Origin of the sequence: Sanguibacter massiliensis (assembly GCF_900240335.1) — a bacterium.
Taxonomy (GTDB): domain Bacteria; phylum Actinomycetota; class Actinomycetes; order Actinomycetales; family Cellulomonadaceae; genus Flavimobilis; species Flavimobilis massiliensis.
In genome coordinates this window covers 1,918,990-1,944,578 of the sequence record NZ_LT964979.1, presented here as the reverse complement: position 1 = coordinate 1,944,578, position 25,589 = coordinate 1,918,990, and the positions used below count along the sequence as shown (strand labels likewise).

The following is a 25,589-nucleotide window of genomic DNA, read 5'->3' as shown; positions in this document are numbered from 1 at the left end:
GGTCACGATGACGAAACCCGGACGAGGACGAACGAGAGAGGTACCGATGCTCCGCAGACTCGGGGTGCGCGGGAAGATCCTGGCGACGCTCGGCGTCCCTGTCCTCGTGCTCGTCGTCGCGTTCGGCCTCCTGTCGCTGCGTGCGATCGACACGTTCGACCAAGCGCGCCTCCAGAACCGCTTCGTCACGCTCGTCGCGGGCCAGGAGCGGTACCTCGCCGCCATGCAGAACGAGCGTGACACCGCGATGCGTGTCGCGCATCTCGGCGATGCCGCGCCCGAGGAACTCACGACGGCGCTTGAGACCGCGAAGGCCACGACCGACGCCGCTATCAAGGCGTTCAACAACGCGTTGGCCGGCGCAGAGCTCGACACCGACAACGAGGACTCCCGTGCCGCGCTCGAGGCCTCGTTCGCAGCCCGGTCCGACGAAGCCCTGCTCAACGCACGTGCCGCGCTCGAGGCCACACCGATGCACGCGCCGACGATCCAGACGCGTTACACCGCGATGATCGACCCGCAGCTCGACCTCGTCGACGTCCTCGCGAATGTGCTTCCCGACCGGAAGCTCGCGTCCTACGTCGGGGCCTACGCGGCGCTTAACCGCCTCTACGACGCCGTCCAGCTCGAGGGCGTCCTCGGTCTCCAGCAGATCGCGCTCGACGACGCCGACGCACTCACCGAGGGTCAGCGTCGGTCCGTCGCGCTCTTCGCCAACAACGTCGGCGCGATCCAGAACAACGCCGACGCCCTCCTCAGCCAGATCACCGGGCAGGCGTCAGGGCTCAAGGTGCCGACCGAGGTGTTCTACTACACGCAGGTCCACAACGCGCTCCGTGACGGCAACATCGCGTCCGCCGGACAATCCGCCACCAGGGTCTGGGACAGGGCGTACCCCGAGCAGATCCAGGCCATCGACGCGGTCCGTCAGCAGATCTCGGCCGCGATGGGCGACGTCGCCGCCGACGCCGAGAGCGCCGCGCTCCGCGAGCTCATCATCACGACGATTGCGATCGTCGCGGCACTCGCCGTCACCCTCGTCATCGCCTTCCTCGTCGCCCGGACGATCGCCGCCCCGCTCCGCGCGCTCCGCGACGCGGCCGGCAAGATCCGTGACGAGCTGCCGCGCATCGTCGACCAGGTCGCGGAGCCCGGCAAGGGTCCCGACGTCGTCGTCGAGCCCATCAAGGTGAACTCCCAGGACGAGGTCGGCCAGCTCGCGACCGCGTTCAACGAGGTCAACGAGGTGACGCTGCGCGTCGCCCGTGAGCAGGCGCTCCTCCGTGGCTCCATCGCGGAGATGTTCATCAACGTCGCGCGCCGCGACCAGGTGCTCCTCAACCGCCAGCTGGTCTTCCTCGACGAGCTCGAGCGTTCCGAGGAAGACCCGAACACGCTCTCGAACCTCTTCCGCCTCGACCACCTCGCCACGCGAATGCGTCGTAACGCGGAGTCGCTCCTCGTCCTCGCCGGCATCGACTCCGGTCGTCGTGTGCGTCAGCCCATGCCGCTCTCGGACGTCGTCCGTACGGCATCCTCCGAGATCGAGCAGTACGACCGGGTCCAGCTCGACCTCGGCACCGACCCGCTCATGCTCGGTCACAACGCGCTCCCCGCAGCGCACCTCCTCGCCGAGATCCTCGAGAACGCGACCGTCTTCTCCGAGCCGGGCACGCCCGTCGTCGTCTCCGTGTCCGAGGACTCCCGCTGGATCAACGTCGTCGTCGAGGACCAGGGCCTCGGCATGTCGCCCGAGGAGATCGACGAGGCCAACGAGCGCGCCGCGACCTATGCGGCGAGCGAGATCGTCGGCGCGCAGCGCCTCGGCCTCTACGTCGTCGGGCGCCTCGCCTACAAGCTTGGTGCGACGGTGCGCTTCATGACCGCCGAGGACGGCACGGGAACCGTCGTGCGCGTGGCGTTCGCCCGAGCGCTGTTCGTCGCCGAGTCCGAGGTGCCGCTCGACGCGCCCGTCGACCCGCTCAACAAGTCGACGCAGGACGCGACCGAGGCCTGGGTGGGCCCCGAGGTCACGACAGGCAGCACGCCGCTCGCGCCGCGCCGTGGCGGTCTTCCCGAGCCGGAGGCTCCCGTCGCGGTACCTGTCGACCTCGACGCGCTCACGGACGGCGCGACCGCGACCGGCATGCCGCGCCGCCGGACCCGCGTCGATGCAGACGCCACCGCGCCGAGCGTCGCCCTGTCCGGTGACCTCGACGAGTCCACGATCGTGCTGCCCGAGACTGTTGCTCCAGCTCTCCCTGCCGAGTTCGCGGCCAACGCCGAGGCCTGGACCCCGCCCGAGGCGGACATCACAGCGTCGGCGCTCCCCACGCGCGGTGGGGCGAGCCTCCCGCTGCGCTCACGGAACGGTGCACCGGCGCCCATCGAGGCCCCGGTGGCCCCGACGGCCAGCGAGCTCGACGCGGACTCGGTCCCCGCGCGTGCCGCAGTGTTCTCGAGTTTCCGTACGCGCCGCTCGATCGAGTTCATGGAGCAGGCGCACGCCGCTGGCGGTGCCGTGCCCGCGGGCGACGTCGCCGCGGAGGCCGTCGCCGCTCAGGAGCCGGAGTTCGTCGTCCCGGACATCGTGCTCGACGACGAGGTCCCCGGGCTCGTGGAGAGCCCGAGTAGCCAGGAATACGAGGCCTGGACGCCGGCAATGCCTGCCGGGCCGCTCGGCTTCGCGGCCGACGAGCAGTGGGCGCCGTCCGCGCCGTCGGCCCCGGCCGACGAGGAGCTGCCGACGCGCGCCGAGGAAGGCTGGTTCGCCTCGACGCCGACCGCCGCCGAGACGTGGGACGCCCCCACCGCCGAGGCCTGGGGTGCGCCCGCGCCCGCGCCCCAGCAGTGGGAGGAGCCCGTCGCCGAGAACGACGACGACGTCCTCGCCCGCCTGCGTGCCCTCGGCGCGCACGTCGGCTCGATCGCGTCCGCCGCGGACCTGCCCGAGGACGACGCGCCCGCGCGGCGTGGCCGCTACGCGCGGTACGTCGACGAGGAGCCCGTCGCCCCAGCCTGGCAGGGGGTCGCCGCGCCGCAGCAGGCCGCACCCGCGGCCGAGCCGGACGTCGAGACAGAGGTCGACGTCGAGCCTGAGGTTGACGTCGAACCGCAGCAGAACGTGGAGCCAGAGGTCTACCTCGAGCCCGAGGTCCCCGGACTCGTGGACGAGTCGCCCGCTCAGCAGGCGGCCGAGCTCTACGCGCCGGAGGAGCCTGCGGTCGACGCCGGCTACCCCGCGCAGGGCGACGTCGCGCCCGACGGGTACGCCCCGGCGCCTCCGGCCGCTGCGCCGGCACCCGCCTCGGGTGCCGTGTCCGTCCAAGGCGGCGCGTTCGCGCCGTACGCGGTCACGCCGGGCGGCACCGAGTTGCCGAGCTTCTCCGAGGTGCTCGGACAGTCCGCAGCCCAGGAGCAGCCAGCCGCCGAAGAGCGCAAGGGCCTCTTCGGCCGCCTGTTCAAGCGCCGCCCCGCTGCGGACGCCGCGGCCGCACCGGCGGCTGCCACGCTCCCGTCGGCTGCGCCCGCCCCAGCGACCTCGTGGGGAGGACCTGCCGACGACGCGTGGGCCGCGCCCGTCCCTGAGGGCGCACCCTCAGCTCCGTCGTCCGGCTTCTCGTACCATGCCCCGCAGATCCAGCACAGTTTCGACGCGCCCGAGGCGTTCAGCCCTTCCGCTGCCGAGTCCGCGCCCGAGACCTTCGCGGCCCCGACCGAGGAGGCATGGGGCGGCCCCACGCTCGCGTTCGACGCCGACCTCACGGCGCGCCTCGCGCTTCAGGCCGGCATCCAGGAGCAGGCGCTCTCGGAGCTCAGCCAGCTCTCGTCCTACCGTCCCAACCAGGACCTCTCGGCGAAGAGCCAGGGCCTCACGAAGCGCGTCCGCGCCGAGGCGCCTGCGACGACCGAGCCCAAGCCCGAGGAGACGAAGATCAGCCGCGACGCGGCCGAGCTCCGCTCCCGACTCTCGTCCTTCATGAGCGCGACCACCCGAGGTCGCCAGGAAGGCGTGGGCGACGAGCCCGACCAGTCCACCGTTCCCGACCACGCACCGCAGTCGTACTGACGCCGGCACAAGGAGATCCCGTGACCATCAGCTCCGAGGCAACCAACTTCGGCTGGCTGCTCGACAACTTCGTGAAGACCGTCTCCGGCGTCCGCCACACGCTCGTCGTCTCTGCCGACGGCCTGCTCATGGCGATGTCGGAGAACCTCGACCGGACCTCGGGCGACCAGCTCGCCGCGATCGTCTCGGGCATGTCGAGCCTCACGCGCGGCGCAGCCCGCCAGCTCAACTCCGGCAACGTCCGCCAGTCGATCATCGAGATGGACGACGCGTTCATGTTCCTCATGAACGTCTCCAACGGCTCGGTGCTCGGCGCTGTCGCCGACGCGACGTGCGACGTCGGCCTCATCGGCTACGAGATGGCCCTTCTCGTCTCGCGCACCGAGGCGACGCTCACGCCGCAACTCATCTCCGAGATGCGCGGTAACCTGCCCGTCAACGGCGCTACGCTGCCGCAGAGCTGATGAGGTGATGACGCCATGAGTAGTTTCGACAACGAGGTGCAGCACTCCACCGTCCGGCCGTATGCCGTGACGGGTGGACGTGTGCGGTCGGCGACGTCCGACCTGCCTCTCGAGGCGCTCGTCGAGGCGACGCCCGCTGCCGTCAACGGACGTGGACTCACGCCCGAGAAGCGCGAGATCCTCCGGCACGCGGCCACGAACTACGTCTCCGTCGCCGAGCTCTCGGCGCTCGTGCGTCTGCCGATCGGTGTGGTGCGCATCGTCATCTCGGACCTTGCGGACGACGGTTTCCTCACCGTTCACACGTCAGCCCCCGTCAATGTCCACACGGGTCACGGTCAGCCTGGTCACCAGAACCCCGCCCTGTCCCTGAGCGTCCTGGAGAGTGTTCTCAATGGCATTTCCTCCCTCTGAGCCCGGCGCCCAGGCGCACCAGGCCCCCACGGCCGTGAAGATCGTCGTCGCGGGCGGCTTCGCCGTCGGCAAGACGACGTTCATCGGATCGATCTCCGACATCGAACCGCTCAACACCGAGGCCGCGATGACCGAGCACTCGGTGGGCGTCGACGACGCGGGCGGCGTGACCGACCGCAAGACGACGACGACCGTCGCGATGGACTTCGGTCGCATCGAACTCTCGAGCTCGCTCTGGCTGTACCTCTTCGGCACGCCCGGACAGGACCGCTTCCTCTTCATGTGGGACGACCTGGTCCGCGGCGCGATCGGCGCGGTCGTGCTCGTCGACACCGACCGGCTCGAGCAGTGCTTCCCGGCCGTCGACTACTTCGAGTCACGGGGCATCCCGTTCGTTGTCGGCGTCAACTGCTTCGACGGCGTGGCCAAGCACCGCCTCGAGGACGTCCGTGAGGCCCTCCAGGTGCCCGCGCACGTGCCGATGCTCTACACGGACGCCCGCTCGCGCGCTGCGACGAAGCAGACGCTCATCGCGCTCGTCCAGCTCGCGATGGCCCGTCTCCGGGCCGCCTGAGCAGCTCGCTGTCCGACGGCCCGCGCTCCTCGTCACGAGGGGCGCGGGCCGTCGTCGTCCGCACGGGTGTCTGACCGTTCCGGCAGGGGTGACCCGAGCCGTGCGCGTCGCGCCGCTGCAGGTGAGGGGCGGTAGATTGGCGACGGTCGCGCGGAGTCGCGCGCCTCGTCGGGAGGTGTGGGTCGTGTACTACGCGGACGGTTCCGCGCTGCGTCTGTCGGTCGTCGGGGACGACTACCCCTTCCTGCCGGGGGAGGACCGAGGTGCCGTCGCGCACGCCGCGGCGTGGCGCGCGTGGCTCGAGGAGCACGCCGACGAGGTTGCGGTCACCGAGATGGGACTGAGCGCCGCGAAGAGCGCCGCGATCCCGCTCGGCTGGGAAGCGCGCGACACGGTGCGGGTGCTCGGCGAACGGCTCACCGTGCTGCGGATCCCGGACCAGGCCTTTCCCGTGGCGGCGATGGTCGGAGGAGTCGTACCGTCCGTCGACGCCGTCCACTTGGGCGTGGCCGTCGCCGACCCGGACATCGACACGTTCCTCACGTACGAGCGTCAGTCCGCGCAGCTCGCGCGCATGTACGGGCTGCTCGTCCTCACCCCGGGGCTGCCCGACCACTGGTGGGCCTGACCTCGGCGGGCCGCGAGGCATGCCAGAATGGACGCAGGGAGGGCTGACAGAGCGGCCTAATGTGACGGTCTTGAAAACCGTTGTCCGCAAGGACCGGGGGTTCGAATCCCTCGCCCTCCGCCAGCGACGGGGTCGCGTCCGTGACGGACGCGGCCCCGTCGTCGTCGGGTCTCTCGTCCCACAGGAGCGGCGCGCGGGGGTGCGAGGATCGTCGGGGGCGCCGCTGCTCGGACGCCCCGGCGACCCGACCCGCACGCACGGCACCCTTGACCCGGGCAACGTCGAGGAGGGGCTGTGAGCGAGACGACGCAGGAGAACGAGCTCGAGCCGGTCGGGCTCATCAGGCAGTCCGGGGCGGTCCTTGCCCTCGGCCGGCTGAGTCTCTCGGGAGGCACGGGCAGCTATCGCGTCAAGGCGACGATGGCGCGCGCCGCGAAGGCGCTCGGCATGGACCGGCACGAGGCGCACGTGACGCTCACCGAGATCACCGCGACCTCGCACCGTGGGCCGATCTTCCGGACCGAGGTCACCGAGATGCGCAAGGTCGGCGTCAACGCCGACCGCCTCATGGAGATCGAGCGCTTCGTCTCCGCGCTGCCCGCGGGAGCGACCGTCGAGCAGGTCGAGGACGGTGTCGCGCGCATCCGGGGGAAGGCGACGCTCTACGGGCCGTGGCTCAACGCCCTGTTCGCGGCCGTCGCATGCGCGGCGTTCGCGTTCCTCAACAACGGCGGGCCCGTCGAGTGCGCGGGCGTGTTCGTCGCCGCCGGCCTCGGCCAGCTGCTGCGGCGCGCCCTCCTCCATCGGGGCATGAACCAGTTCGCGGTGACGATGCTCGCCGCCGCGCTCGCGTCGGCCCTCTACCTCGGGATCATGACGACGCTCCTCGCGACCGGGGCGACGGCCGTCAACCACGAGGCCGCCTACGTCTCCGCCGTGCTCTTCCTCGTGCCGGGGTTCCCGCTCGTCACCGGCGCGCTCGACCTGGCGCGCCTCGACTTCTCCGCGGGCCTCGCCCGGCTCGCATACGCACTCATGATCCTCATGTCGGCGGCGCTCGCCGTGTGGGGGGTGTCGGCGCTCGTCGGCGTGACGCCCGACCCTGCGGTCGCCCCCGACCTCTCGTTCGCGCTCCTCACGACGCTGCGGCTCGTCGCGAGCTTCCTCGGCGTCCTCGGCTTCGCCCTCATGTTCAACAGTCCGTGGGGCATGGCGCTCACCGCGGCGAGCGTCGGCATGGTCGCGAACGTCGTGCGCCTCACGCTCGTCGGGGAGGGGCTCGCGCCGCAGGCGGGGGCCGCGATCGCGGCGCTGCTCGTCGGCGTCGTCGCGGCGTGGGCTGCGCCGCGGATCGACGTCCCGCGGGTCACCGTCTACGTGCCGGCCGTCGTCATCATGGTGCCCGGTGCGGCCGCGTACCGGGCGGTCTACCACCTCAACAACGGTGCGACCGTGCAGGCGATGGCGTACGCGGTCGATGCGGGGCTCGTCGTGGTGGCGCTCGCGATCGGGCTCGCGGTGGGCCGGATGCTCACGGACCGGTCCTGGCTCGTCGAGCGCTGACCGCGGTTTCGCGCCTCCCCCCGCCCCGCCCTGTCTCTTACACACATCGGACGCTGCCGCCGACCCCTCCCCCGCTGATGTCGGCGTTGCCCGGCATCCTGAACACCAAACACATGCCTCCGACTCGACATGGCAGAGCATATGTTGTGGNNTGGGCGCTGCGTCGGCTGCTGATGTCCGTGGCCCCGGAGACCTGTGGCGGACGCGTCAGTCCACGGGGGCAGGCACCGCCGCCGGGTCGAGGACGACCTTGATGCACCCGTCTTCCTTGTCGCGGAACATCGCGTAGCCTCGCGCGGCCTCCGTGAGCGGCAGACGGTGGGTCCGCAGGTCGAGGACACCGAGAGGGTCGGCATCGTCGGCCACGAGCGGCAGCAGCTCGTCCGTCCAGCGCCTCACGTTGCACTGACCGGCGCGCAGCGCAGGCTGCTTGTCGAAGAAGGTGCCGAGGTCAACGGGGTCGACGCTCCCGCCGTACACGCCCGCGAGCGAGATCGTGCCGCCGCGGCGCACGGTCGACAGCGCGATCGACAGCGCGTCCGTCCGGTCGACGCCGAGGTTGCGCGTCAGCGGGTCGCCGATCGCCGACGGCAGATGGGCGATCGCCCGGTGCCCCGCCGCGAGGACGGGGGAGCCGTCGGCCTCCATGCCGACCGCGTCGACGACGAGGTCCGCACCCCGTCCCTGCGTGACGTCGGCGACCGCGGCCGCGACGTCGGCCGCCGCCGACCGCGGCAGCGCGAGCGGCTCGACGCCGTGCCGCTCCGCCATCGCGAGCCGCTCCGCCACCGGGTCGACGCCGACGACGCGCATGGCCCCCAGGTGCAGCGCAACCCGTGCCGCGAGCTGGCCGACAGGACCCAGCCCGAGGACGACGACCGTCGCGCCTGCGACGTCCCCGCCCAGGCGGACGGCCTGCCACGCCGTCGGCAGGATGTCGGAGAGGTAGAGGTAGCGCTCGTCGGGCGAGCCGTCGTCCGGCACCGGGACGAGCCCGTAGTCGGCGTGCGGTACCCGCAGCAGTTCGGCCTGCCCGCCCGGCACCGCCCCGTAGAGGCGCGTGTACCCGAAGAGTGCGGCGCCCCGCCCCTCCGAGCGCACCTGCGTGGTCTCGCACTGCGACTGCAGGCCGTGCTGGCACATCCAGCAGCGTCCGCAGGAGATGTTGAACGGCACGACGACGCGGTCCCCCGGCCCCACGTGCCGGACGTCCCGGCCCACCTCCTCGACAACACCCATGGCCTCATGGCCCAGCACGTCGCCCTGCGTGCAGAACGGCGCGAGCGGGCCGTGAAGATGCAGGTCGGAGCCGCAGATCGCGGTTGAGGTGATGCGGACGACCGCGTCGGTCGGTTCGATGATCGTCGGGTCCGGAACTGTTTCGACCGAGACGCGTCCTGCGCCCTGCCAGGTGACTGCGCGCATATTGACCTCCAGGTGTGGTGGGGCGCCCGCCCCTGTCACTGGGGCTCGGGGAGGGGCGGCCGTCAGGCGTCGTCGGACGTGAATCCGTTGACCTTGTGGGTGCCGTCGCAGAACGGCTTGATCGCCGAGCCGCCGCAGCGGCACAGGGCGACGGTGGGACGGTTGCGGGCGACGGTCCGGCCGTCGCTCGTGACGATGTGCGCAGCACCGCGCACGAGGATGGGCCCGTCGGGGCACAAGGTCATCTCGACGCCGTCGCGCGCGTTCATGCGGCCACCTCCCGCAGCGAGGACGCGCCCGCGTCGAACGCGGCGAGGTGGCGGGCGGCGGCGAGGTCGTCGAGGAGGAGGCATGCGCCGGCGCCGAAGAGGACGTCACCCAGGAGGTGCGGTTCCGCCTCGACGAGCCCTCCGGCGAGGTCGCGGCCCGCGATCTGCTCGTGCACGGCGTCGGCCTCGACGTGCTCGTCGAAGTACCCGGTTGCGTCCTCGTCGAGGCCTAGGCGTCGCATGCCGTCGGCGTACTGGCGGCTCGGGATCGACGACGTCATCTCGAACGCGGCGAGGTGGCCGGTGATCGCGCCGCGCAGGCGGCGGTTGAGACCCGCGAGCGACATGAACGTCGACGTCGCGAGCGTCACCGCCGGCACGGCGTCGACGTACGCGCCGTAACGGTCGTCGAGGTCGAGCGCCCGCAGGGTCCTGCGGAACAGCTCGGAGTGCATCGAGGCAAGGTGCCCGCCGCCGTACTCGTCGGCCTGGATCTCGACCGCCGCAGCCTTCGCGCGCCCCGTGAGGCGCGGGATCGCCCACGTGTGCGGGTCCGCCTCCTTAAGCTGGTAGACAGACTTGTGGACGAGCACCTCGCGGAGCTGGGCGAGGGACGCCTTCCGGGCAACGAACCGCGCGAGGCTCGGCCCGCCGCTGCTCGCCGTCATCCCGAAGAGGACGCGTGCGACGTCGTCCGCCGTCGTCGCGACGACGTCCGGCACGGTGACGCGTCCGCGCAGGTGCGCCTCGAACGCGTCCTCGAGGTCGCGGCGCAGCGCGATCGCCGACACGTCCCACTCCCACGCGTCGTCGACGCCCTCGAGGCCGCGGTAGTGCAGCTCCTGCAGACAGAAGAGCGTGAGCTGGACGTCCTCGTCGGCGACGAGGTCGCTCGTCGGGTCGATCCCTGCCGCGGACGGCAGCACCGCCGTCCCCGGCCCGCCAGCCGTGAGCGTTCCGAGGACCTGCTCGCTCAGTGGACCTCGTGCCGCAGGCACGGGCAGCCGCGAGCCAGTGGCGGCAAGCGGGGACGTCGACAGCGTGGCAGAGGACATCGGGGTCTCCTTACGGGTGGGGTGCGGACGGAACGCCGTTGCTACGGCGTGGAGCCGGGCTCGTCGGCGCTGACGAGCTGGCCGAGCGGCCGGTCCTCAGCGGTGGACGGGGGCGGCGGAGGGTCGAGTCGGGAGGCGAGGTGGCCGCCGAGAAACCCGCCGGCCATGAGCGCGCCCAACCCCGCCCACGAGAGCAGACGCGCAGGCTGGTCACCCGCGCGCGAGCGGACGAGGGCGGTGGCGCCGAGGGTCCCGGCCACCACGTTCGACGCGACATGGACGGCGGCCACGCGCCGGCGGGCGTGGTCGAGGCGGCCCACGTCGGCCACGCCCGCAAGTCCCACGACGGGCGCCGACAGGAGCGCGAACCGCAGGAGGGTTCGTGCCGCCGGCCCGTGCCCGTCGCGGGAGAGCAGGACGCTCGACATCCACGCACCGACCGGCGCCATTGCGAGCGCGGCGTGGACCGGATGTCCGAGCTGCCTTCCCTGCAGGATGTCGCGCGGCGGTCCGGCGGCCGTGACGGCGGCGCTCGCGCGGCGCAGGACGTCGGCCGCGCCGTCAAGGCTGCGGGCGTTCTCGAGCCGGCGAAGGCCCCGAAGGATCAACGTGCTGTCTGTCATGGCTCTCTCCTCATCCTCGGTGGCCCCCGTCCCCGGAAGCTCCGGGAGACGGCGGGATCTGGCGTGCGTGAAGAGCTGACTGTCGTCGACGGCGAGAAGTCGCCGAGATCTCACTATCGGCCGACCTCGGGGGAGCGGCAACAGGTGGGAGGGTGGCAGCGCTCGGGCGTCGGAGCAGGTATGCTCTTCGAGGTCTTCCGCGAGGTTGGCTGCGCGCCCGTAGCTCAACGGATAGAGCATCTGACTACGGATCAGAAGGTTGGGGGTTCGAATCCCTCCGGGCGCACATATGACGAGAGCCACCCCGCGGGGTGGCTCTCGTCGTCTTCAGGCCCGGTGCCAGGGCTTGTTGGGGTCGGTCGGCGTCGGAGCGGCTGCGACCTCGATCGCGTAGGTCGGGCGCGCGGCAGGCTCGACGGGTCCGAGGTAGACGTGGCCGGTGAGCCGGCACCAGGCGGGCAGGTCGATGGGCGCGACCGGGTCGGTCGACGTGAGGTGGACGACGGTCCCGGCCTCGAGCGTCGCGACGTGCCGGCGCAGGTGGATGAGGAGTCGCGCGCAGCCGAGGTCGCCGCCGTCGACGTGCCAGACGCCGTCGTCGTCGATCGACGCGGCGACCTGCGGGGGGAGCGTCACGGGGTGGCGCGCGCCGGGGCGCTGCTGCGCAGCGGCGCCCACACCCACGGTAGGAGCGTGACGACGGCGCCGACGACGAGCGAGACGCTCAGCGCCCCGAGCCCGAGGAGGAGCAGTGACCATGCGCCACCGCTGAAGTACACCGTGACCGCGAGGACGAGGCTCACGGGGAAGGATCCGACGGCGACGAGCTCGGCCGTCGTGGGACGTCCGGTGCGCGCGAGCGCGAGCCTGCGGGCGAGCGGGGCGAGGCCGAGGCCGACGAGACCGCCGCCGATGACGCCGGCGAGGGTGCCGAAGATTGCGGTGAGGGGCGCGTACTCGAGTGCGTCCCAGGACGCGGCGAGGCCCATGAGGAGGCCTGCCGTCGTGCCGACGAGGAGGCCGAGGCCGACGGAGCGCGCGACGATGCTTCCGTGGGGGCCGTCGTAGCCGGGGCGGGGCGCGGTCGTCATGGGTCGACCCTAGCGGGACGGTCCGTGCGGGTCGACGGTATCCATCGACCCGTGGCTCGAAGGTCGGGAGCGCCATCGTGGTGGAGGCCGACGAGACGGCGTGGTGGGGCGACGCGCGGCTGGTCGCCGTCGGGCGGCTTCGGTGGCAGGATGTGGAAGCGTTCCCACTGCGGCGAAGGGGCCCACATGCGCGTGCCCGACGGTTTCGTCCTCGGAGCGGCCACCGCCGCCTACCAGATCGAGGGCGCAGCAGCCGAGGACGGGCGCGGCCCGTCGAGCTGGGACACGTTCAGCCACGCCCCCGGGACCATCCTCGGCGACGACACCGGCGACACGGCCGCCGACCACTACCCTGCCACTCGTCATCACCGAGAACGGCGCAGCCTTCGACGACGAGGTCGCGCCCGACGGCGCGATCCACGACGACGCGCGCATCGACTACGTCCGACGCCACCTCGCCGCCGCCCTCGACGCGCGCGCCGACGGCGTCGACCTCCGCGGGTACTTCGTGTGGTCGCTCCTCGACAACTTCGAGTGGCGCTACGGCTACGCCCGTCGCTTCGGCATCGTCCGCGTCGACTACGACACCCTCGAGCGCACCCCGAAGGACTCGGCGCTCTGGTACCGGGACGTCATCGCGACCCGCACGCTCTGACCGCATCCCCGGGGGCGGGTTGTTCACTCCGCGAGGAGCAGGTAGAGGGCGCGGCGGGCCTCGTCGAGCTTCTCGGCGGCGGCCGTCTTCTGGTCGTCGGTGCCGCTGTGGCGCAGCTGCTGGATCGCGCCACGCAGCTTCATGGCCGACTCGTGGAACGCGGCGTCGGCCGCCGAGAGCCCCGGCGTCGAGGCCCACGTCGCGGCGATCGCCTCGGCGTTGTCGGTGACGTACGTGCGTCCCTCGTCGGTGAGCGCGTGCTCGGTCGAGCGTCCCTCGCCCGTCGTCGTCACGAGGCCCTCATCGACGAGCTGCTGGAGCGTCGGGTACACGGACCCAGGGCTCGGGCGCCAGGCGTCCCCGGTCTTCTCGGCGATGGCCTTGATGAGCCCGTAGCCGTTCGACGGCGCCTCGGCGAGGAGCGAGAGGACGGCGAGGCGGACGTCGCCGCGCCCTGCGCGGCGTCCCCGGCCTCCGCCGCGCGGCCCGAAGCCGGGTCCGAAGCCACCGGGGCCGCCGGGGCCGAAGGGTCCGCGGCCTGCGCCGCGAGGGCCTCCCTGGGGGCCGAAGCCGTCGTGGTGGTGGTGCGCCGCGCGCGGTCCGCGTCGACGGGGGGTGAGGTTCGTGGGGTTCCACATGGGGTGCCTCCTGCGTTCATGGAGGGCGGTTCTCGCCCTCGCGATACTTCACGATATATCGCTAACCGATCGCGTGGCAACCCTGCGACGGACCGTGACCTGGTGCGGGAGGTCGTGGCCGTGCGGTCGGTCGGCCCTTGAGGGTCTAGTTGCGAATGAGTCTCATTCTCGTCTAGGGTGGCTGCGTCACGACGGACCGGCCGGTCGTCAACCACCCACGAGGAAGGACGCCTCCGGGCGACCCATGTCCGCAACACCCCGCACCCACGCGCTCCTCGGCGCAGCCGCGGCCTGCGCGCTCGCGCTCACCGCGTGCGCCACCCCGACGGCACCCACGACGGCCCCGACGACGCCCGCCGCGTCCGCGACAACCGACGCTCCCGACACCGCCCCGACCCGCACCGAGGCCGCTGCCGCGAAACCCCGTCTCGTGCTCACCTACGACGGCGGCCTCCTCGTCGTCGACGCGCTCCAGCTCGACGTCGTCGACGACCTCCCGCTCGCAGGCTTCAACCGCGTGAGCCCGGCCGGCGACGACCGGCACGTCGCCGTCTCGACCTCGGGCGGATGGGCGCTGCTCGACACGGGCGCCTGGAGCGTCGTCCACGGCGAGCACGCCCACCACTACACGCAGGCACCGTCCCTCACGGGCGTCGTGCTCGCGGCCGACACCCCCGGGCACGTCGTCCCCCATGACGGTCTCGTCGCACTGTTCGACGACGGCACCGGCCACGTGACCGTCGTCGAGGCCGACGCCTGGGCGACCGCGGCCGAGACGGGCCACGTCGCCCCCGTCCGGGAGCTCACCGCCGCAGCCGCCCACCACGGCGTCGCCGTCCCGACCGAGGACAACGCCATCGTCCTCACCGTCGGTGACGCCGAGGGTCGCAGCGGGGCGACCGTCCTCGACGCGCACGGCGACGCGCTCGTGACGACCGAGGACTGCCCCGGCGTCCACGGCGAGGCGACCTCGGGCCACCTCGTCCTTCTCGGGTGCGAGGACGGCGTCGTCGCGATCCACGACGACCGCGTCCACAAGCTCGACGCGCCCGACGACTTCGGTCGCACCGGCAACCTCTTCGCCGCCGACGACTCCGCCGTCGTCCTCGGCGACTACAAGACCGACCCGGATGGTGGCCTCGGTCTCACGACCATCGCACTCGTCGACACCGAGGCTGAGCGGATCACGACCGTCGACACCGGCACGACGTACACCTTCCGAGGCCTCGGCCGCGGCGAGAACGGTGAGGCCCTCGTCCTCGGGACCGACGGCGCGCTCCATGTCTTCGACCCCGCGACGGGCGAGGAGGTCGACAGTATCTCCGTCGTCGACCCATGGGAGGTACCGGCCGAGTGGCAGACCGCGCACCCCGCACTCACCGTCCTCGACGGCATGGCGTACGTCACCGACCCTGCGAGCCGTCAGATCCACGCGGTCGACGTCGTCGAGGGCTCCGTGTGGCGCAGCGCCGTGCCCGGTAGCCTCGATCCACAAGGCCCAGGAGGAACCCCGTGCTCGTGAAGATCTGCGGACTGTCCACCCCCGAGATCACGCTCGTCGCGCTCGAGGCGGGCGCCGACGCGATAGGTGTCGTCGTGAGCCCGTGCAGCCCTCGCCACGTCGATGCCGAGCGCGCCCGTGAGGTCGTCGCTGCGGCGCGCAGCGCACGGCCCGACGCGCTCACGGTGCTCGTCACCGCCGAGCTCGCCGCAGCCGACGCGGTGCGTGAGGCGCTCGTGGCCGGCGTCGACGCCGTCCAGCTCCACGGGCCTCGCTACGGCCGGGGCGACCTCGCGAAGGTCTCCGCCGCGGGTCTCGTTCCGTGGCGCGCCGTGTCGCTCGCGGACGATCCTGCCCCGGTCGTCGGAGCCCACGGCGAGGACGTGCTCCTGCTCGACGCACCCGTGCCCGGCTCGGGCGCGACGTGGGACCTCACGCTCCTCGGTGAACGTCGGCCCGAGGGCCGCTGGCTGCTCGCAGGCGGCCTGACGCCTGCGAACGTCGCCGACGCCGTGCGTGCCGTGCAACCGTGGGGCGTCGACGTGTCCTCGGGCGTCGAGTCGTCGCGGGGCGTCAAGGACGCCGGGCTCGTGCGCGACTTCATCGCGGCGGCACGCGGCACGTGAGGGCGGAGCTGCCCGGCGGACGGCATCGCGCGTCCGCCCTCGTCGTCTACCTCGTCTCGATGACCCTCGGTGAGTCACTCACGTCCGGCGAGATCGCGCACGAGGTCGTGCGGACGCTCGTCGGGTCGATCGGCCTCGTGCTCGCGATCCCCTTGACGACCGCGCTCGCCGCGGCGACCGTCGGGACGCTCGACGGGGCCGGCACGGTGGCCGACGAGGACGTGGATCGCGCCGGGCCCCCGGAGCGTGAGTGCTTCTCGTTCGAGGCGGGCTGCAGTGACGACACGAGGCGAGGTGCCCTGAGGGAGAGCGGCCCGCAGGCGTCGGCCGCCAGCAGATCAGCCCTGCCGGTCCTTCCATCGTGGGTTGTGCTTGTTGATGACGTAGATCCGGCCGCGGCAGCGTACGACGATTGAGCCGTCCTTGCGTGCGAGCGACCGGAGGGACGAGGGCTCGAGTTCGTCGAGGGGGGACGAGCGCTCCGTCGGCGAGGCGTTCGCAGCGCAGGTCGGCTACGCCGACGTCACCGTCTCCGGCGCCGACGCACCTCTCCGGGCGCTCCCGGGTGCGCTCGCCGCGGCGGCGCGGTGTGTCAGTGGCCGGGCTCGACCGGCACGGTGAGCCGCGTGACGACCTCGGGGATCCACGAGGTCGCGAGCTCGACCGCGGTCGTCGGGCGGTCTGTGCCGAGCGACCGGTCCGCGGCCTCGAGGTCGGCCTGGAAGCCCGCCCACAGGAGTCGCACGAACGTCCGGTCCGGGATCGCGAGCCGCCGGCCCAGGCACGCGGTGAGCCGCCGGATCTCGTCGGCGATGGCGTCGAGGAGCAGGTTCTCACGCGCCTCGTGAGCGGGCGCGAGCGACCTGTCGCGCAGGGCCATGAGTCGCATCTCGCCGTTGACGAGCGCCCAGCGTCGATCGATCGTCAGGGCGTCGAGGAGCTGGGTCGCGACGGACGCGACGACGCCGACGTCGTCGGTGCCGTCGGGGACGTCGTTCCACGGGCTCGCTTCGATCGCGTCGCGGAGCTCGCTGATCGCGCGACCCTGCTCCCGTGCGGCCAGGGCGTCGATGAGCGCGGACCTGTCGCTGAAGTTCGAGTAGAAGGCGCCGCGGGTGAAGCCGGCGCGCTCGCAGATCGCCTCGATCGACGTCGCGTCGACCCCGACCTCGGCGAAGAGGGTGAGCGCGGCGTCGAGGAGCCGCTCGCGCGTGCGTGCGCGCCGTGGCGACGTCGCGATCGCGTCGGCGAACGTGTCCTCGACAGGGGTGCCGACGCCCTGGTTGTCGTCCACGCCCGCTCCCGTCGTCATCCCCCCAGGGTACCTTTCGATACGCCACTGTATCGGATACAGTCCTGCATCGGATACAGTCTCGTATCGGATCCAGTCCTGCATCGATCGTCCGTCTCCTCGGGAGCCCTCGTGTCCTCCTTCCTCTACCGGCTCGGCCGAAGCATGGTCCGCCACCGGCGGGCCGCCGTCGCCGTCGTGCTCGCACTCCTCGTCGCGCTCGGCGCCGCGGCAGGCTTCCTCCAGAAGGGCATGGACAACTCCGTCTCCATCCCCGGCACGGAGTCGCAGGCCGCGCTCGACCGCCTCGCGGCGACGTTCCCCGAGGTCTCCGGGTCGAGCGCGCAGATCCTCGTCGTGTCCCCCGAGGGCACGTCGGTCCGCGACGAAGGCGTCGCGGACGCCGTCCGCGCGACGACCGACGCGCTCGCGGCACGCGACGACGTCCGCGGCGTCCAGTCGCCGTTCACCGACACGCTCACGGGCGACCCTGTCGCCGCGGCCGACGCGGACGGACTCTCCGACGACGACCGCGCGGCGCTCGTCACCGTCATGATGAACGGCGCCGGCACCGAGATCCCCACCGAGGTCAAGGACGAGATCGCAGACATCGTCGCCGACCTCAGCACGGCGCTCCCCGACGGTTGGACCGCCTCCGTCGGCGGCGAGCTCTACTCCTCGGAGTTCCCGGCGATCACGGTGACCGAGGCGCTCGGCGTCGGCGTCGCGCTCGTCGTCCTCGTCCTCACCCTCGGCTCGCTCGTCGCCGCGGGACTGCCGCTCGCCAACGCACTCGTCGGCGTCGGCCTCGCGATGGCGCTCGTCCTCCTCGCGACGGCCGTGACACCCGTGAACTCCTCGACGCCCATGCTCGCGCTCATGCTCGGCCTCGCCGTCGGCATCGACTACGCGCTCTTCATCGTCGCCCGTCACCGCGACCAGCTCCGCGACGGCCTTGACGTCGAGGAGTCGATCGCGCGCGCGACCGCGACGTCCGGCTCCGCCGTCCTCTTCGCCGGCCTCACCGTGATGATTGCGCTCGTCGGACTCGGCGTCGCCGGCATCCCGTTCCTCACGACGATGGGCGTCGCCGGGGCCGTCGCCGTCGCGGTCGCGGTCGTCGTCTCCGTCACCCTCACCCCCGCGCTGCTCGGCTTCGCCGGCGAGCGTGTGCGGCCCCGCCCGTCCCGCCGCGCCCGCCGCGCCGAGGCTCGCGCGGCGGCTCACGCCGCCCAGGGCACGGCCGCCCAGGGCCCGTCGGCGCTGGACCCGGCCGTGCAGGCCGCCCCAGACGCCGCTCCGGCTCCTGCCGGCACGGCACCGGCTCCCGATGCCGCCGCGTCACGCGGCGCCCACACCGAGGCGCCCCGCACCCGAGCGGACCGGTTCTTCGCGGGCTGGGTGCACACCGTGACCCGGCGCCCGCTCGTGACGATCGCCGCCGTCCTCGCCGTCGGCACCTTCCTCGCCCTGCCCGCGCTCGACCTGCGCCTCGCGCTCCCCAACGCGGGCGTCCTGCCGGAGTCCAGCCAGGCCCGCCAGACGTACGACCGCATCACCGAGCACTACGGCGACGGCGCCAACGGCCCGCTCATCGTCACAGCGTCGATCCTCACGAGCGACAACCCCCTCGGCCTCGCCGAGGACATCGCCGCAGAGATGCGCGCCCTGCCGGGCGTCGCCAACGTCCCGCTCTCGACCCCCAACGCGTCCGCCGACACGCTCATCGTCCAGGTCGTCCCCGAGGGCGGCCCGACGGACGAAGCGACCGCCGACCTCGTCCAGGAGATCCGCGACCAGCGTGACCGCCTCGCCGCCGAGTACGACATCGACATCGCCGTCACCGGCTTCACCGCCGTCGGCATCGACGTCTCCGCGAAGCTCGGCTCAGCGCTCCTGCCGTTCGGGATCTTCGTCGTCGGGCTCTCGCTCGTGCTCCTCACCATGGTGTTCCGCTCGATCGCCGTCCCCCTCAAGGCCACCTTCGGCTACCTGCTGTCGGTCGTCGCGGCCTTCGGCGTCGTCGCCGCCGTCTTCGAGAACGGCATCGCCGCGGACCTCCTCCACGTCGCGAAGCTCGGGCCCGTCATCTCGTTCATGCCCATCGTCCTCATGGGCGTGCTCTTCGGCCTCGCGATGGACTACGAGGTCTTCCTCGTCTCCCGCATCCGCGAGGAGTACGTCCACGGAGGCGACGCCCGCGCCGCGATCCACTCGGGCTTCCGAGGCTCCGCCCAGGTCGTCACGGCTGCGGCCGTCATCATGTTCTCCGTCTTCTTCTTCTTCGTCCCCGAGGGCGACGTCAACATCAAGCCCATCGCCCTCGGCCTTGCCGTCGGCGTCTTCGTCGACGCGTTCCTCGTCCGCATGACCCTCGTCCCCGCGGTGCTCGAGCTCCTCGGCGACAAGGCGTGGTGGATGCCGCGCTGGCTCGACCGCCTCCTGCCGTCGTTCGACGTCGAGGGCGAGGGCCTCCACGCCGAGCTCGCGCTCGAGGGCTGGCCCGCAGCAGGCACCGCGATCGCCGCCCGCGGGCTGCGCGTCGACGAACGCGCACGGCTCGCCCCGGACGTCGCGCTCGACGTGCCCGACGGGGGAGTCCTCGTCGTCGACGGACCTGCGCGGGCCGTCACCGGACTCCTCCTCACCCTCGCCGGACGCGTCGCGCCCGCCGGCGGGGACCTCAAGGTCGGCGGGCTCGCGCTGCCGCACCGCGCGGGCGCCGTGAGGCGACGGGTCGGCTGGGTCGACTCGCGTCACGCCGATGCACGCGCCGTCGAGGCAGCGCTCCGAGAGAACCCCTACGTGCTCGTCGTCGACGCAGCGCACCACCTCCACGGCTCCGCCCGCGCGGGTGCAGCGCTGACTGCCGCGCAGGCCGCAGGCACGACCCTCGTCCTCGGCACGTCCGGCGCCGACGTCCTGCCACCCGGTGTCACACCCACGCACCGGCTCAGCCTCACGACGATCGACGCCCCCACCGCCACGTCACCAGCCGCAGCCGGAGCGCTGCGATGACCGCCCCCGTCCGGAAGGCCCCCGCCATGACCCGCTCCGCGCAGCGACGCTGGCTCCTCGCGCTCGTCGCTCTCCTCGTACCCGTCGCACTCGTCGCCACGTTGCTCGCCTCCCAGTGGGATCCCGCAGCCCGCGCTGGCGAGGTCACCGCGGCCGTCGTCAACCACGACGAGGCCGTGACGATCGACGGCCAGCTCACACCTCTCGGCCGCCAGCTCGCGGCCGAACTCGTCAAAGGATCTCGCTCGCGCGGCGGCTGGACGTGGGTCGTCACGGACTCCGACGACGCCGCGGCAGGCCTCGAGGCCGGAACGTACGCGGCCGTCGTGACGATCCCCGCGTCGTTCTCCGCCGACGCCACGTCGTTCGCGGACGGCGACGGCGCACGCCAGGCCCGCATCGACGTCGCGACGCCCGACGGCTCGACCGCGACCCGCGACCTCGTGACGACGGCGCTCGCCGACGCCGCGACCGTCGGGCTCGGCCGCCAACTCACGCAGACGTACGTCGAGCAGGTGCTCGTCGGGTTCTCGACGACCAGCGACCAGCTCGGCGAGGCTGCCGACGGTGCCCAGCAGCTCGCCGACGGCGCCGGGAAGCTCGCCGACGGGCAGCAGCAGCTCGCCGACGGCGCCGACACCCTCGCGACCGGCACCGGGACGCTCGCCGACGGGCTCGGCACTCTCGCGACCGGCGCCGGAAGCGCCGCCACAGGTGCGACGACGCTCGCCGACGGCGCCGGGACCCTCGCGACCGGGGCGAAGGACCTCGCTGGTGGGGCCAAGGACCTCGCCGCAGGGACCAAGCCCCTCGCGGACGGTGCAGCACAGTCGTCGAAGGGCGCGAAGGACCTCGCCTCCGGCGCGAAGAAGCTCGCCGACGGCGCCGACGCGCTCGCGACCGGCACGTCGGGTCTCTCCGACGGCGCCGCCGCGCTCGCGCAGGGTGCCGGGCCTCTCGCGACCGGTGCGGACGCTGTCGCCGACGGCGTCGAGCAGCTGCTTGACGGGATGAGCGCGATGCAGCCCGACGTCGCCGGGCTTCCCGCAGCGGTCGGACAGGCCCGCGCCGGGGTCGACAAGCTCGTCGGTGACGGGCTCGACGAGCTCGTCGCCGGCGTCACGCAGCTCACCGCAGCCCAGGCAGCCGCCGGATGCCTCCCCGAGCCCGCACCCGGCACCGAGACCGCATGCCGCGAGCTCGACGCCAAGATCGCCGGGGCCGTCGCGGCATACCGCGCGGGCAGCACCCAGATCGTCGACGGCCTTGCACAGCTTGAGGGCGACGCCGGTTCCGCCACAGGCCTCCACGGCCTCGTCGCGGGCCTCGGCGCCCTCGTCGGCAACCCCGACGCGGACCCGACGTCACCGGCCGCGGGCCTCCACGGCCTCGCCGCAGGTGCACGCGGCGTCGCCGACGGCGCGGACGCGCTCGCGACGGGAGCGACCGAGCTCGCCGCCGGGGCGAAGGAGGTCGCCACGGGCGCGAGCACGCTCGCGACGGGCACGTCGACGCTGTCGACCGGGGCAACGAGCCTCTCCGGCGGGCTCTCGAAGCTCTCCGCCGGCACGTCGACGCTGTCGAAGGGCGCGGGCACGCTCGCGAGCGGTGCGCACACCCTGTCGACGGGCACGGCCGGTCTCGCGGACGGCGCGAAGGACCTCGCCGGGGGTGTCTCCCAGCTCTCCGAGGGTGCGCGCGGAGCGTCGGACGGCGCGGGCGCGCTCCGCGACGGCGCGTCGACGCTCGCCGACGGACTCGGGCAGACCTTGCCCGGCACCATCCAGCTCACCGACGGGGCAGGCGAGCTCGCGGGCGGCCTCACCCAGGCCGTCGACGCCCTCGCCCAGCAGAACGTCACGGACCCGACCGCGCTCGCGGAGGTCATCGCGCAGCCCGTCGCGACCCCCGCACCGCGCGGGCTCGGCCCGCTCGGTGGGGTCGGCGTGACGATGGCCGTCGCCCTGTGGCTCGGCGCGCTCGTCCTCACGATGCGCCCCCACGTCTCGGGCGCAGCCGCGCTCGGCACGACGCGCTCGTCGTTCGCGGTCACCGCGCGCGGTCTCGGCGCGACGTCCGCGGTCGCGGCCGTGCAGGGCGTTCTCGCGGGTGTTGTCGTCGCGGCCGTCACGGACACGTCGTGGGTCGTCGTCCCGGCCGCCGCGTTCGTCGCCGTCGTGCTCCTGTGGTTCCTCCACGCCGTCGTCGCATGGACGGGGAACGTGGGTCGTGCGTTCGCGCTCGTCGTCGGTGTCGCCGTGCTCGTCGCGGCGTCGGCTCCGTCGGCGCCCGCCTGGGTCGGAGACCTCGGTGAGCTCGGGCCGCTACACGCGGCGGGTCAGGTGCTCGGCGGGCTCGCGCACGAAGGCGCTGCGGGCGGTGCGCTCGTCGTGATGATCGTGTGGGCGGCAGCGTCGGTCGGGGCTGCGGTGGGCGCGACGGCCTGGCGTCGCCGCCAGGCCGGCCACGCGATCCTCGCGGCCGCCTGACGAGCTCGGTGGGTCAGCGGTCGCGGGACGAGAGCACGCAGAACTCGTTGCCCTCCCACCCTCCGACGCTACTCCTCCGTCAGCGGGACCGAGGTCGGAGACGGACATGGGGCAGCTCGGGCGCTGGCAGCGGCGCGCCCTCGTACCCGATCACCCGTCCGAAGCGCGCCTCGCCCTCCGCCCCTCCAGCGACGGCGTCCTGCCACAGCCGTCGCGCCTCGACGACCTCCTCATGAGTGCGCCCGACGAAGTTCCACCACATGAGGACCTGCTCCTCGAACGGCTCCCCGCCGATGAGCACCGCCCGCACCGGCTCGTCACCCGTCCGCAGCTCGAGCGTGCTCCGGCCCGGCGGGACGTACCCGAGGGACGCGACCGGCACGGACGCACCCTCGAGGCGCAGTGCACCCCGGTCGACGAGCACCGCGTGCTCGAACGACTCCTCGACGTCGAGCCGCACGACGACACCCGGAGCGAGATCGAGCTGCGCCGCGACGAGCGGCGTGTCCGCCCGGGCAGGTGACGCCACCCCGCCGAGCGAGCCCATGAAGACCCGCACGAGCCCCGCCTCGCGCGGCCCCACGCTACGCGCCCGGTGCCGACCGGACGCCGCCTCACCGCTCGCCGCCTCCGCGCGCTCCGATACGTCGTGCACGACGAACGACGGCAGGTCCGCGACGTGCTCGAACGCGCGCTCACCGTCGCGCGTCCCCGAGGGCAGCGCGGTCCACAGCTGCACGCCGCGGAGCGTGCCGTTGGTGGGGAAGAGCCCGGGCGTCGCCTCCTCGGAGTGGCAAATCCCCGCGCCGGCCGTCATGAGGTTGAGCTGCCCGGGCGCGATCTCCTGGACGGAGCCGAGCGCGTCACGGTGGAGCACGCGCCCCTCGAACAGCCAGGTGACGGTCTGCAGCCCCGTGTGCGGGTGGGGCGGGACGTCCATGCCGCCCGTCGCCGCGACGTCGTCGGGCCCGTAGTGGTCGACGAAGCAGAACGCACCGACCATCGACCGTGCCTTCGACGGCAGGGTGCGGCGGACGGTCATCCCGCGCGGACCACCGAGCGGCACGTCGCGGGCCGCGACGATCTCGAGGTCGTCGGCGCTCTCGGAGCGTGACGCGTCGCGTGCGTCGATGCCCGTGGCGAACATGTGACCTCCTCGTCCGGCGTTCCCCTATCCTCCGCCACGAGCGCCGCCCCGCCCAGCCCTGCCCACGAGTTGCCCAGCCCGGCTTGCGAGGTGCGCAGCCCGGCCCGCGAAGGGGCGCGCCCTCAGGCGGGGACCGACTGCTGGGCAGGCTCGGCCGCGTGCGCCACGGACGCGAGCGTCGGTTCGCCCTGTCCGGGGGTGAGAGCGCGGAGGGCGCCGAGGATCGCGACGAGGTCGACGACCTCCTGCATCGCAGCGCCCGCGAGGGCGGGCAGGAAGCCGAATGCGGCGACGAGCATGAGGACGACGGATAGGCCGATGCCGGCCCAGATGCTCTCGAGTGCGACCCGCACGGTGCGGCGGGAGATCCCGACGAGGCGGACGAGCGCTCCGAGGTCGTCGACGAGCAGGACGGCGTCGGCCGACTCGCTCGCGGCGGTCGCGCCCGTGGCGCCCATCGCGACGCCGACGTCGGCGACAGCGAGGACGGGGGCGTCGTTGACGCCGTCGCCGACCATGAGGACGGGCCGTTCGGGCAAGCTTGCGACGGCCGCGACCTTCTCCTGGGGGAGGAGGGACGCGCGGACCTCGTCGACGCCGACCTCGGCGGCGACGTGCTGCGCGGTGGCTTCGGCGTCGCCCGTGAGCATGACGATGTGCTCGACGCCGACGCCCCGGAGGGTTGCGAGGACGGCGGCGGACTCGTCGCGGACGGCGTCGGCGAGCTCGACGATGCCGACACGCTCGCCGTCGACGGCGACGTGCACGGCGACGGCTCCCGGGGTGACGTCGCTCTGGGCGGCGAGCGGGTCGTCGGTGCGGGACGCGTCGGCAATCGCGTCGGGCGCCGACGCCTGGACGACCCACGTGCCCTTGCCGACGGCGACGCGTCGGCCGCCGACGGTCGCGGCGACGCCGTGCGCGGTCTCCTCGGTGACGTCGGTGCCGGGCTGCACTGTGGTGCCGCGCTCGCGGGCTCCGGCGACGAGCGCGACGGCGATGGGGTGGGCGGAGTACTGCTCGGCGGCCGCGGCGAGGGCGAGGACGTCGTCCTCGGTGAGGCCGTCGGTCGCGACGACGCGGGTGATGTGGGGGTGGCCGTGCGTGAGCGTTCCGGTCTTGTCGAGCGCGACGGTGCGGACGCGTGCGAGCTGTTCGAGGACGCCGCCGCCCTTGACGACGACGCCTGCCTTGGCGGAGCGGGACATGCCGGCGACGAAGGCGACGGGCGCGGCGATGAGCAGCGGGCAGGGGGTGGCGACGACGAGGACCTCGGCGAGGCGGCGGGGATCACCGCTTACCCACCAGGCGAGGAGCGCGATGGCGACGGCGACGATCGTGAACGGGACGGCGTAGCGGTCGGCAAGCCGCACCATGGGGGCGCGGGTCTCCTCGGCGGCGGCGACGAGGTCGACGATCTGCTGGTATTGGGAGTCGGCGGCGAGCGCCGTCGCGCGGATGTGGGCGACGCCGTCGCCGTTGATGGAGCCGGAGACGATGCGGTCGCCGCGGACGTGCTCGACGGGGAGGGGCTCGCCGGTGACGGAGGACTCGTCGAGGACGGCGGTGTCGTCGACGAGCTCGCCGTCGACGGGGACGACCTCGGCGGGCTTGACGAGGAGGATGTCGCCGATGGCGACGTCCTCGACGGGGATGTCGGTCACGGTGCCGGAGCCGTCGACGCGGTGGGCGGTGCGGGGTGCGCGGTCGAGGAGGGCGGTGAGCTCGCGCTTGGCGCGGCGCTCGGCGTAGTCCTCGAGGGCTTCGCCTCCGGTGAGCATGATGACGACGACGAGGGCGGCCCAGTGCTCGCCGACGGCGACGGCTGCGGAGATGGCGAGGACGGCGAGGATGTCGAGGCCGACGTCTCCGGCGCGCAGCGACCGGACCATGTCCCAGGCTTGCATGGCGGCGACGAGGACGACCCAGGCGACGACGGTCCAGCGGGAGGCGTCGTCGAGGCCTGCGGCGAGGAGGGCGAGACCGACGGCGCCGACGGCGAGCGTGGCGATGACCCAGGGGTAGGCGCGAAGACGTTCCATGGTCCTA

21 protein-coding genes, 2 tRNA genes and 3 pseudogenes are annotated in these 25,589 nt (G+C 73.0%); 15 read left to right on the top strand and 11 right to left on the bottom strand.

Going from position 1 to position 25,589, the window contains the following annotated elements; all coding sequences use genetic code 11:
• Positions 1-46 precede the first annotated feature (46 nt).
• The 7 genes from C1729_RS09070 (at position 47) to C1729_RS09040 (ending at position 7,712) form a co-directional block, all read left to right on the top strand.
• Positions 47-4,069, top strand: a complete 4,023-nt coding sequence (locus C1729_RS09070) for a sensor histidine kinase (protein WP_165375469.1) — start codon at positions 47-49, stop codon at positions 4,067-4,069.
• A gap of 20 nt (positions 4,070-4,089) precedes the next feature.
• Positions 4,090-4,533 carry a roadblock/LC7 domain-containing protein gene (locus C1729_RS09065; protein ID WP_102509652.1) on the top strand — a complete coding sequence of 148 codons (444 nt, stop codon included), beginning with the start codon at positions 4,090-4,092 and terminating at the stop codon, positions 4,531-4,533.
• A 15-nt stretch (positions 4,534-4,548) separates the two neighbouring features.
• Positions 4,549-4,947 (top strand): DUF742 domain-containing protein, encoded by a 399-nt coding sequence (locus tag C1729_RS09060; protein ID WP_102509651.1) that lies wholly within the window; start codon positions 4,549-4,551, stop codon positions 4,945-4,947.
• Complete coding sequence (locus C1729_RS09055) at positions 4,928-5,521, top strand: GTP-binding protein (protein WP_102509650.1); 594 nt, start codon at positions 4,928-4,930, stop codon at positions 5,519-5,521. Before C1729_RS09060 ends, C1729_RS09055 begins: the two co-directional genes overlap by 20 nt.
• Positions 5,522-5,705: 184 nt before the next feature.
• Entirely contained in the window at positions 5,706-6,149 is a 444-nt protein-coding gene (locus tag C1729_RS09050; protein ID WP_129590710.1) for a hypothetical protein, read from the top strand.
• A 37-nt stretch (positions 6,150-6,186) separates the two neighbouring features.
• Positions 6,187-6,272: transfer RNA gene (locus C1729_RS09045), tRNA-Ser, on the top strand.
• Between the two features lie 171 nt (positions 6,273-6,443).
• The gene (locus tag C1729_RS09040) at positions 6,444-7,712 is read left to right on the top strand and encodes a threonine/serine exporter family protein (protein WP_102509648.1); all 1,269 of its coding nucleotides are present in this window, start codon (positions 6,444-6,446) and stop codon (positions 7,710-7,712) included.
• A 207-nt stretch (positions 7,713-7,919) separates the two neighbouring features.
• Here the strand turns inward: C1729_RS09040 and C1729_RS09035 are convergent, their stop codons facing one another.
• The 4 genes from C1729_RS09035 to C1729_RS09020 all read right to left on the bottom strand — a co-directional run bounded on the left by C1729_RS09035 (position 7,920) and on the right by C1729_RS09020 (position 11,084).
• Positions 7,920-9,137, bottom strand: coding sequence for an alcohol dehydrogenase catalytic domain-containing protein (locus C1729_RS09035; RefSeq protein ID WP_102509647.1), 1,218 nt, complete (start codon positions 9,135-9,137; stop codon positions 7,920-7,922).
• 62 nt (positions 9,138-9,199) lie between these two features.
• Positions 9,200-9,406, bottom strand: a complete 207-nt coding sequence (locus C1729_RS09030) for a CDGSH iron-sulfur domain-containing protein (RefSeq protein ID WP_102509646.1) — start codon at positions 9,404-9,406, stop codon at positions 9,200-9,202.
• Positions 9,403-10,461 carry an iron-containing redox enzyme family protein gene (locus C1729_RS09025; RefSeq protein ID WP_102509645.1) on the bottom strand — a complete coding sequence of 353 codons (1,059 nt, stop codon included), beginning with the start codon at positions 10,459-10,461 and terminating at the stop codon, positions 9,403-9,405. Before C1729_RS09025 ends, C1729_RS09030 begins: the two co-directional genes overlap by 4 nt.
• Before the next feature lie 41 nt (positions 10,462-10,502).
• Complete coding sequence (locus tag C1729_RS09020) at positions 10,503-11,084, bottom strand: DUF2231 domain-containing protein (RefSeq protein WP_102509644.1); 582 nt, start codon at positions 11,082-11,084, stop codon at positions 10,503-10,505.
• A gap of 213 nt (positions 11,085-11,297) precedes the next feature.
• Between C1729_RS09020 and C1729_RS09015 the strand changes: the two genes are divergently transcribed.
• Positions 11,298-11,370: transfer RNA gene (locus C1729_RS09015), tRNA-Arg, on the top strand.
• 41 nt (positions 11,371-11,411) lie between these two features.
• Here C1729_RS09015 and C1729_RS09010 read toward each other — a convergent pair.
• A complete protein-coding gene (locus tag C1729_RS09010) occupies positions 11,412-11,720 on the bottom strand; it encodes a sulfurtransferase TusA family protein (RefSeq protein ID WP_242493771.1) in 309 nt (102 codons plus the stop codon).
• Complete coding sequence (locus C1729_RS09005; protein WP_102509643.1) at positions 11,717-12,175, bottom strand: hypothetical protein; 459 nt, start codon at positions 12,173-12,175, stop codon at positions 11,717-11,719. Before C1729_RS09005 ends, C1729_RS09010 begins: the two co-directional genes overlap by 4 nt.
• A 150-nt stretch (positions 12,176-12,325) precedes the next feature.
• Here C1729_RS09005 and C1729_RS15380 point away from each other — a divergent pair.
• Positions 12,326-12,469 (top strand): annotated as a pseudogene (locus C1729_RS15380) (family 1 glycosylhydrolase); the annotation flags it as partial.
• A gap of 61 nt (positions 12,470-12,530) precedes the next feature.
• Positions 12,531-12,830: pseudogene (locus tag C1729_RS15020) on the top strand (family 1 glycosylhydrolase); the annotation flags it as partial.
• A 23-nt stretch (positions 12,831-12,853) separates the two neighbouring features.
• On the opposite strand, the gene C1729_RS08995 reads toward C1729_RS15020, so the two are convergent.
• A complete protein-coding gene (locus tag C1729_RS08995) occupies positions 12,854-13,468 on the bottom strand; it encodes a PadR family transcriptional regulator (protein ID WP_102509641.1) in 615 nt (204 codons plus the stop codon).
• Positions 13,469-13,712: 244 nt separating this feature from the next.
• Between C1729_RS08995 and C1729_RS08990 the strand changes: the two genes are divergently transcribed.
• From C1729_RS08990 to C1729_RS15375, 3 genes and pseudogenes are all read left to right on the top strand, one after another.
• Entirely contained in the window at positions 13,713-14,990 is a 1,278-nt protein-coding gene (locus C1729_RS08990) for a hypothetical protein (RefSeq protein WP_102509640.1), read from the top strand.
• The gene (locus tag C1729_RS08985; protein ID WP_102509639.1) at positions 14,981-15,595 is read left to right on the top strand and encodes a phosphoribosylanthranilate isomerase; all 615 of its coding nucleotides are present in this window, start codon (positions 14,981-14,983) and stop codon (positions 15,593-15,595) included. Before C1729_RS08990 ends, C1729_RS08985 begins: the two co-directional genes overlap by 10 nt.
• Before the next feature lie 59 nt (positions 15,596-15,654).
• Positions 15,655-15,708 (top strand): annotated as a pseudogene (locus tag C1729_RS15375) (hypothetical protein); the annotation flags it as partial.
• 225 nt (positions 15,709-15,933) lie between these two features.
• Here C1729_RS15375 and C1729_RS08975 read toward each other — a convergent pair.
• Positions 15,934-16,008 (bottom strand): ribosomal protein bL36, encoded by a 75-nt coding sequence (locus tag C1729_RS08975; protein ID WP_102510609.1) that lies wholly within the window; start codon positions 16,006-16,008, stop codon positions 15,934-15,936.
• A gap of 179 nt (positions 16,009-16,187) precedes the next feature.
• Positions 16,188-16,907 (bottom strand): TetR/AcrR family transcriptional regulator, encoded by a 720-nt coding sequence (locus C1729_RS08965; RefSeq protein WP_165375468.1) that lies wholly within the window; start codon positions 16,905-16,907, stop codon positions 16,188-16,190.
• A 111-nt stretch (positions 16,908-17,018) separates the two neighbouring features.
• Between C1729_RS08965 and C1729_RS08960 the strand changes: the two genes are divergently transcribed.
• Both C1729_RS08960 and C1729_RS08955 read left to right on the top strand, forming a co-directional pair.
• Complete coding sequence (locus tag C1729_RS08960) at positions 17,019-19,904, top strand: MMPL family transporter (RefSeq protein WP_207204591.1); 2,886 nt, start codon at positions 17,019-17,021, stop codon at positions 19,902-19,904.
• Positions 19,901-22,393: a YhgE/Pip domain-containing protein gene (locus C1729_RS08955; RefSeq protein ID WP_102509635.1), complete on the top strand. Its 2,493-nt coding sequence runs from the start codon at positions 19,901-19,903 to the stop codon at positions 22,391-22,393. Before C1729_RS08960 ends, C1729_RS08955 begins: the two co-directional genes overlap by 4 nt.
• A gap of 79 nt (positions 22,394-22,472) precedes the next feature.
• On the opposite strand, the gene C1729_RS08950 is transcribed toward C1729_RS08955, so the two are convergent.
• Both C1729_RS08950 and C1729_RS08945 read right to left on the bottom strand, forming a co-directional pair.
• Positions 22,473-23,540 carry a pirin family protein gene (locus tag C1729_RS08950; RefSeq protein ID WP_102509634.1) on the bottom strand — a complete coding sequence of 356 codons (1,068 nt, stop codon included), beginning with the start codon at positions 23,538-23,540 and terminating at the stop codon, positions 22,473-22,475.
• Between the two features lie 122 nt (positions 23,541-23,662).
• Entirely contained in the window at positions 23,663-25,582 is a 1,920-nt protein-coding gene (locus C1729_RS08945) for a heavy metal translocating P-type ATPase (RefSeq protein WP_102509633.1), read from the bottom strand.
• Between the last annotated feature and the right edge of the window lie 7 nt (positions 25,583-25,589).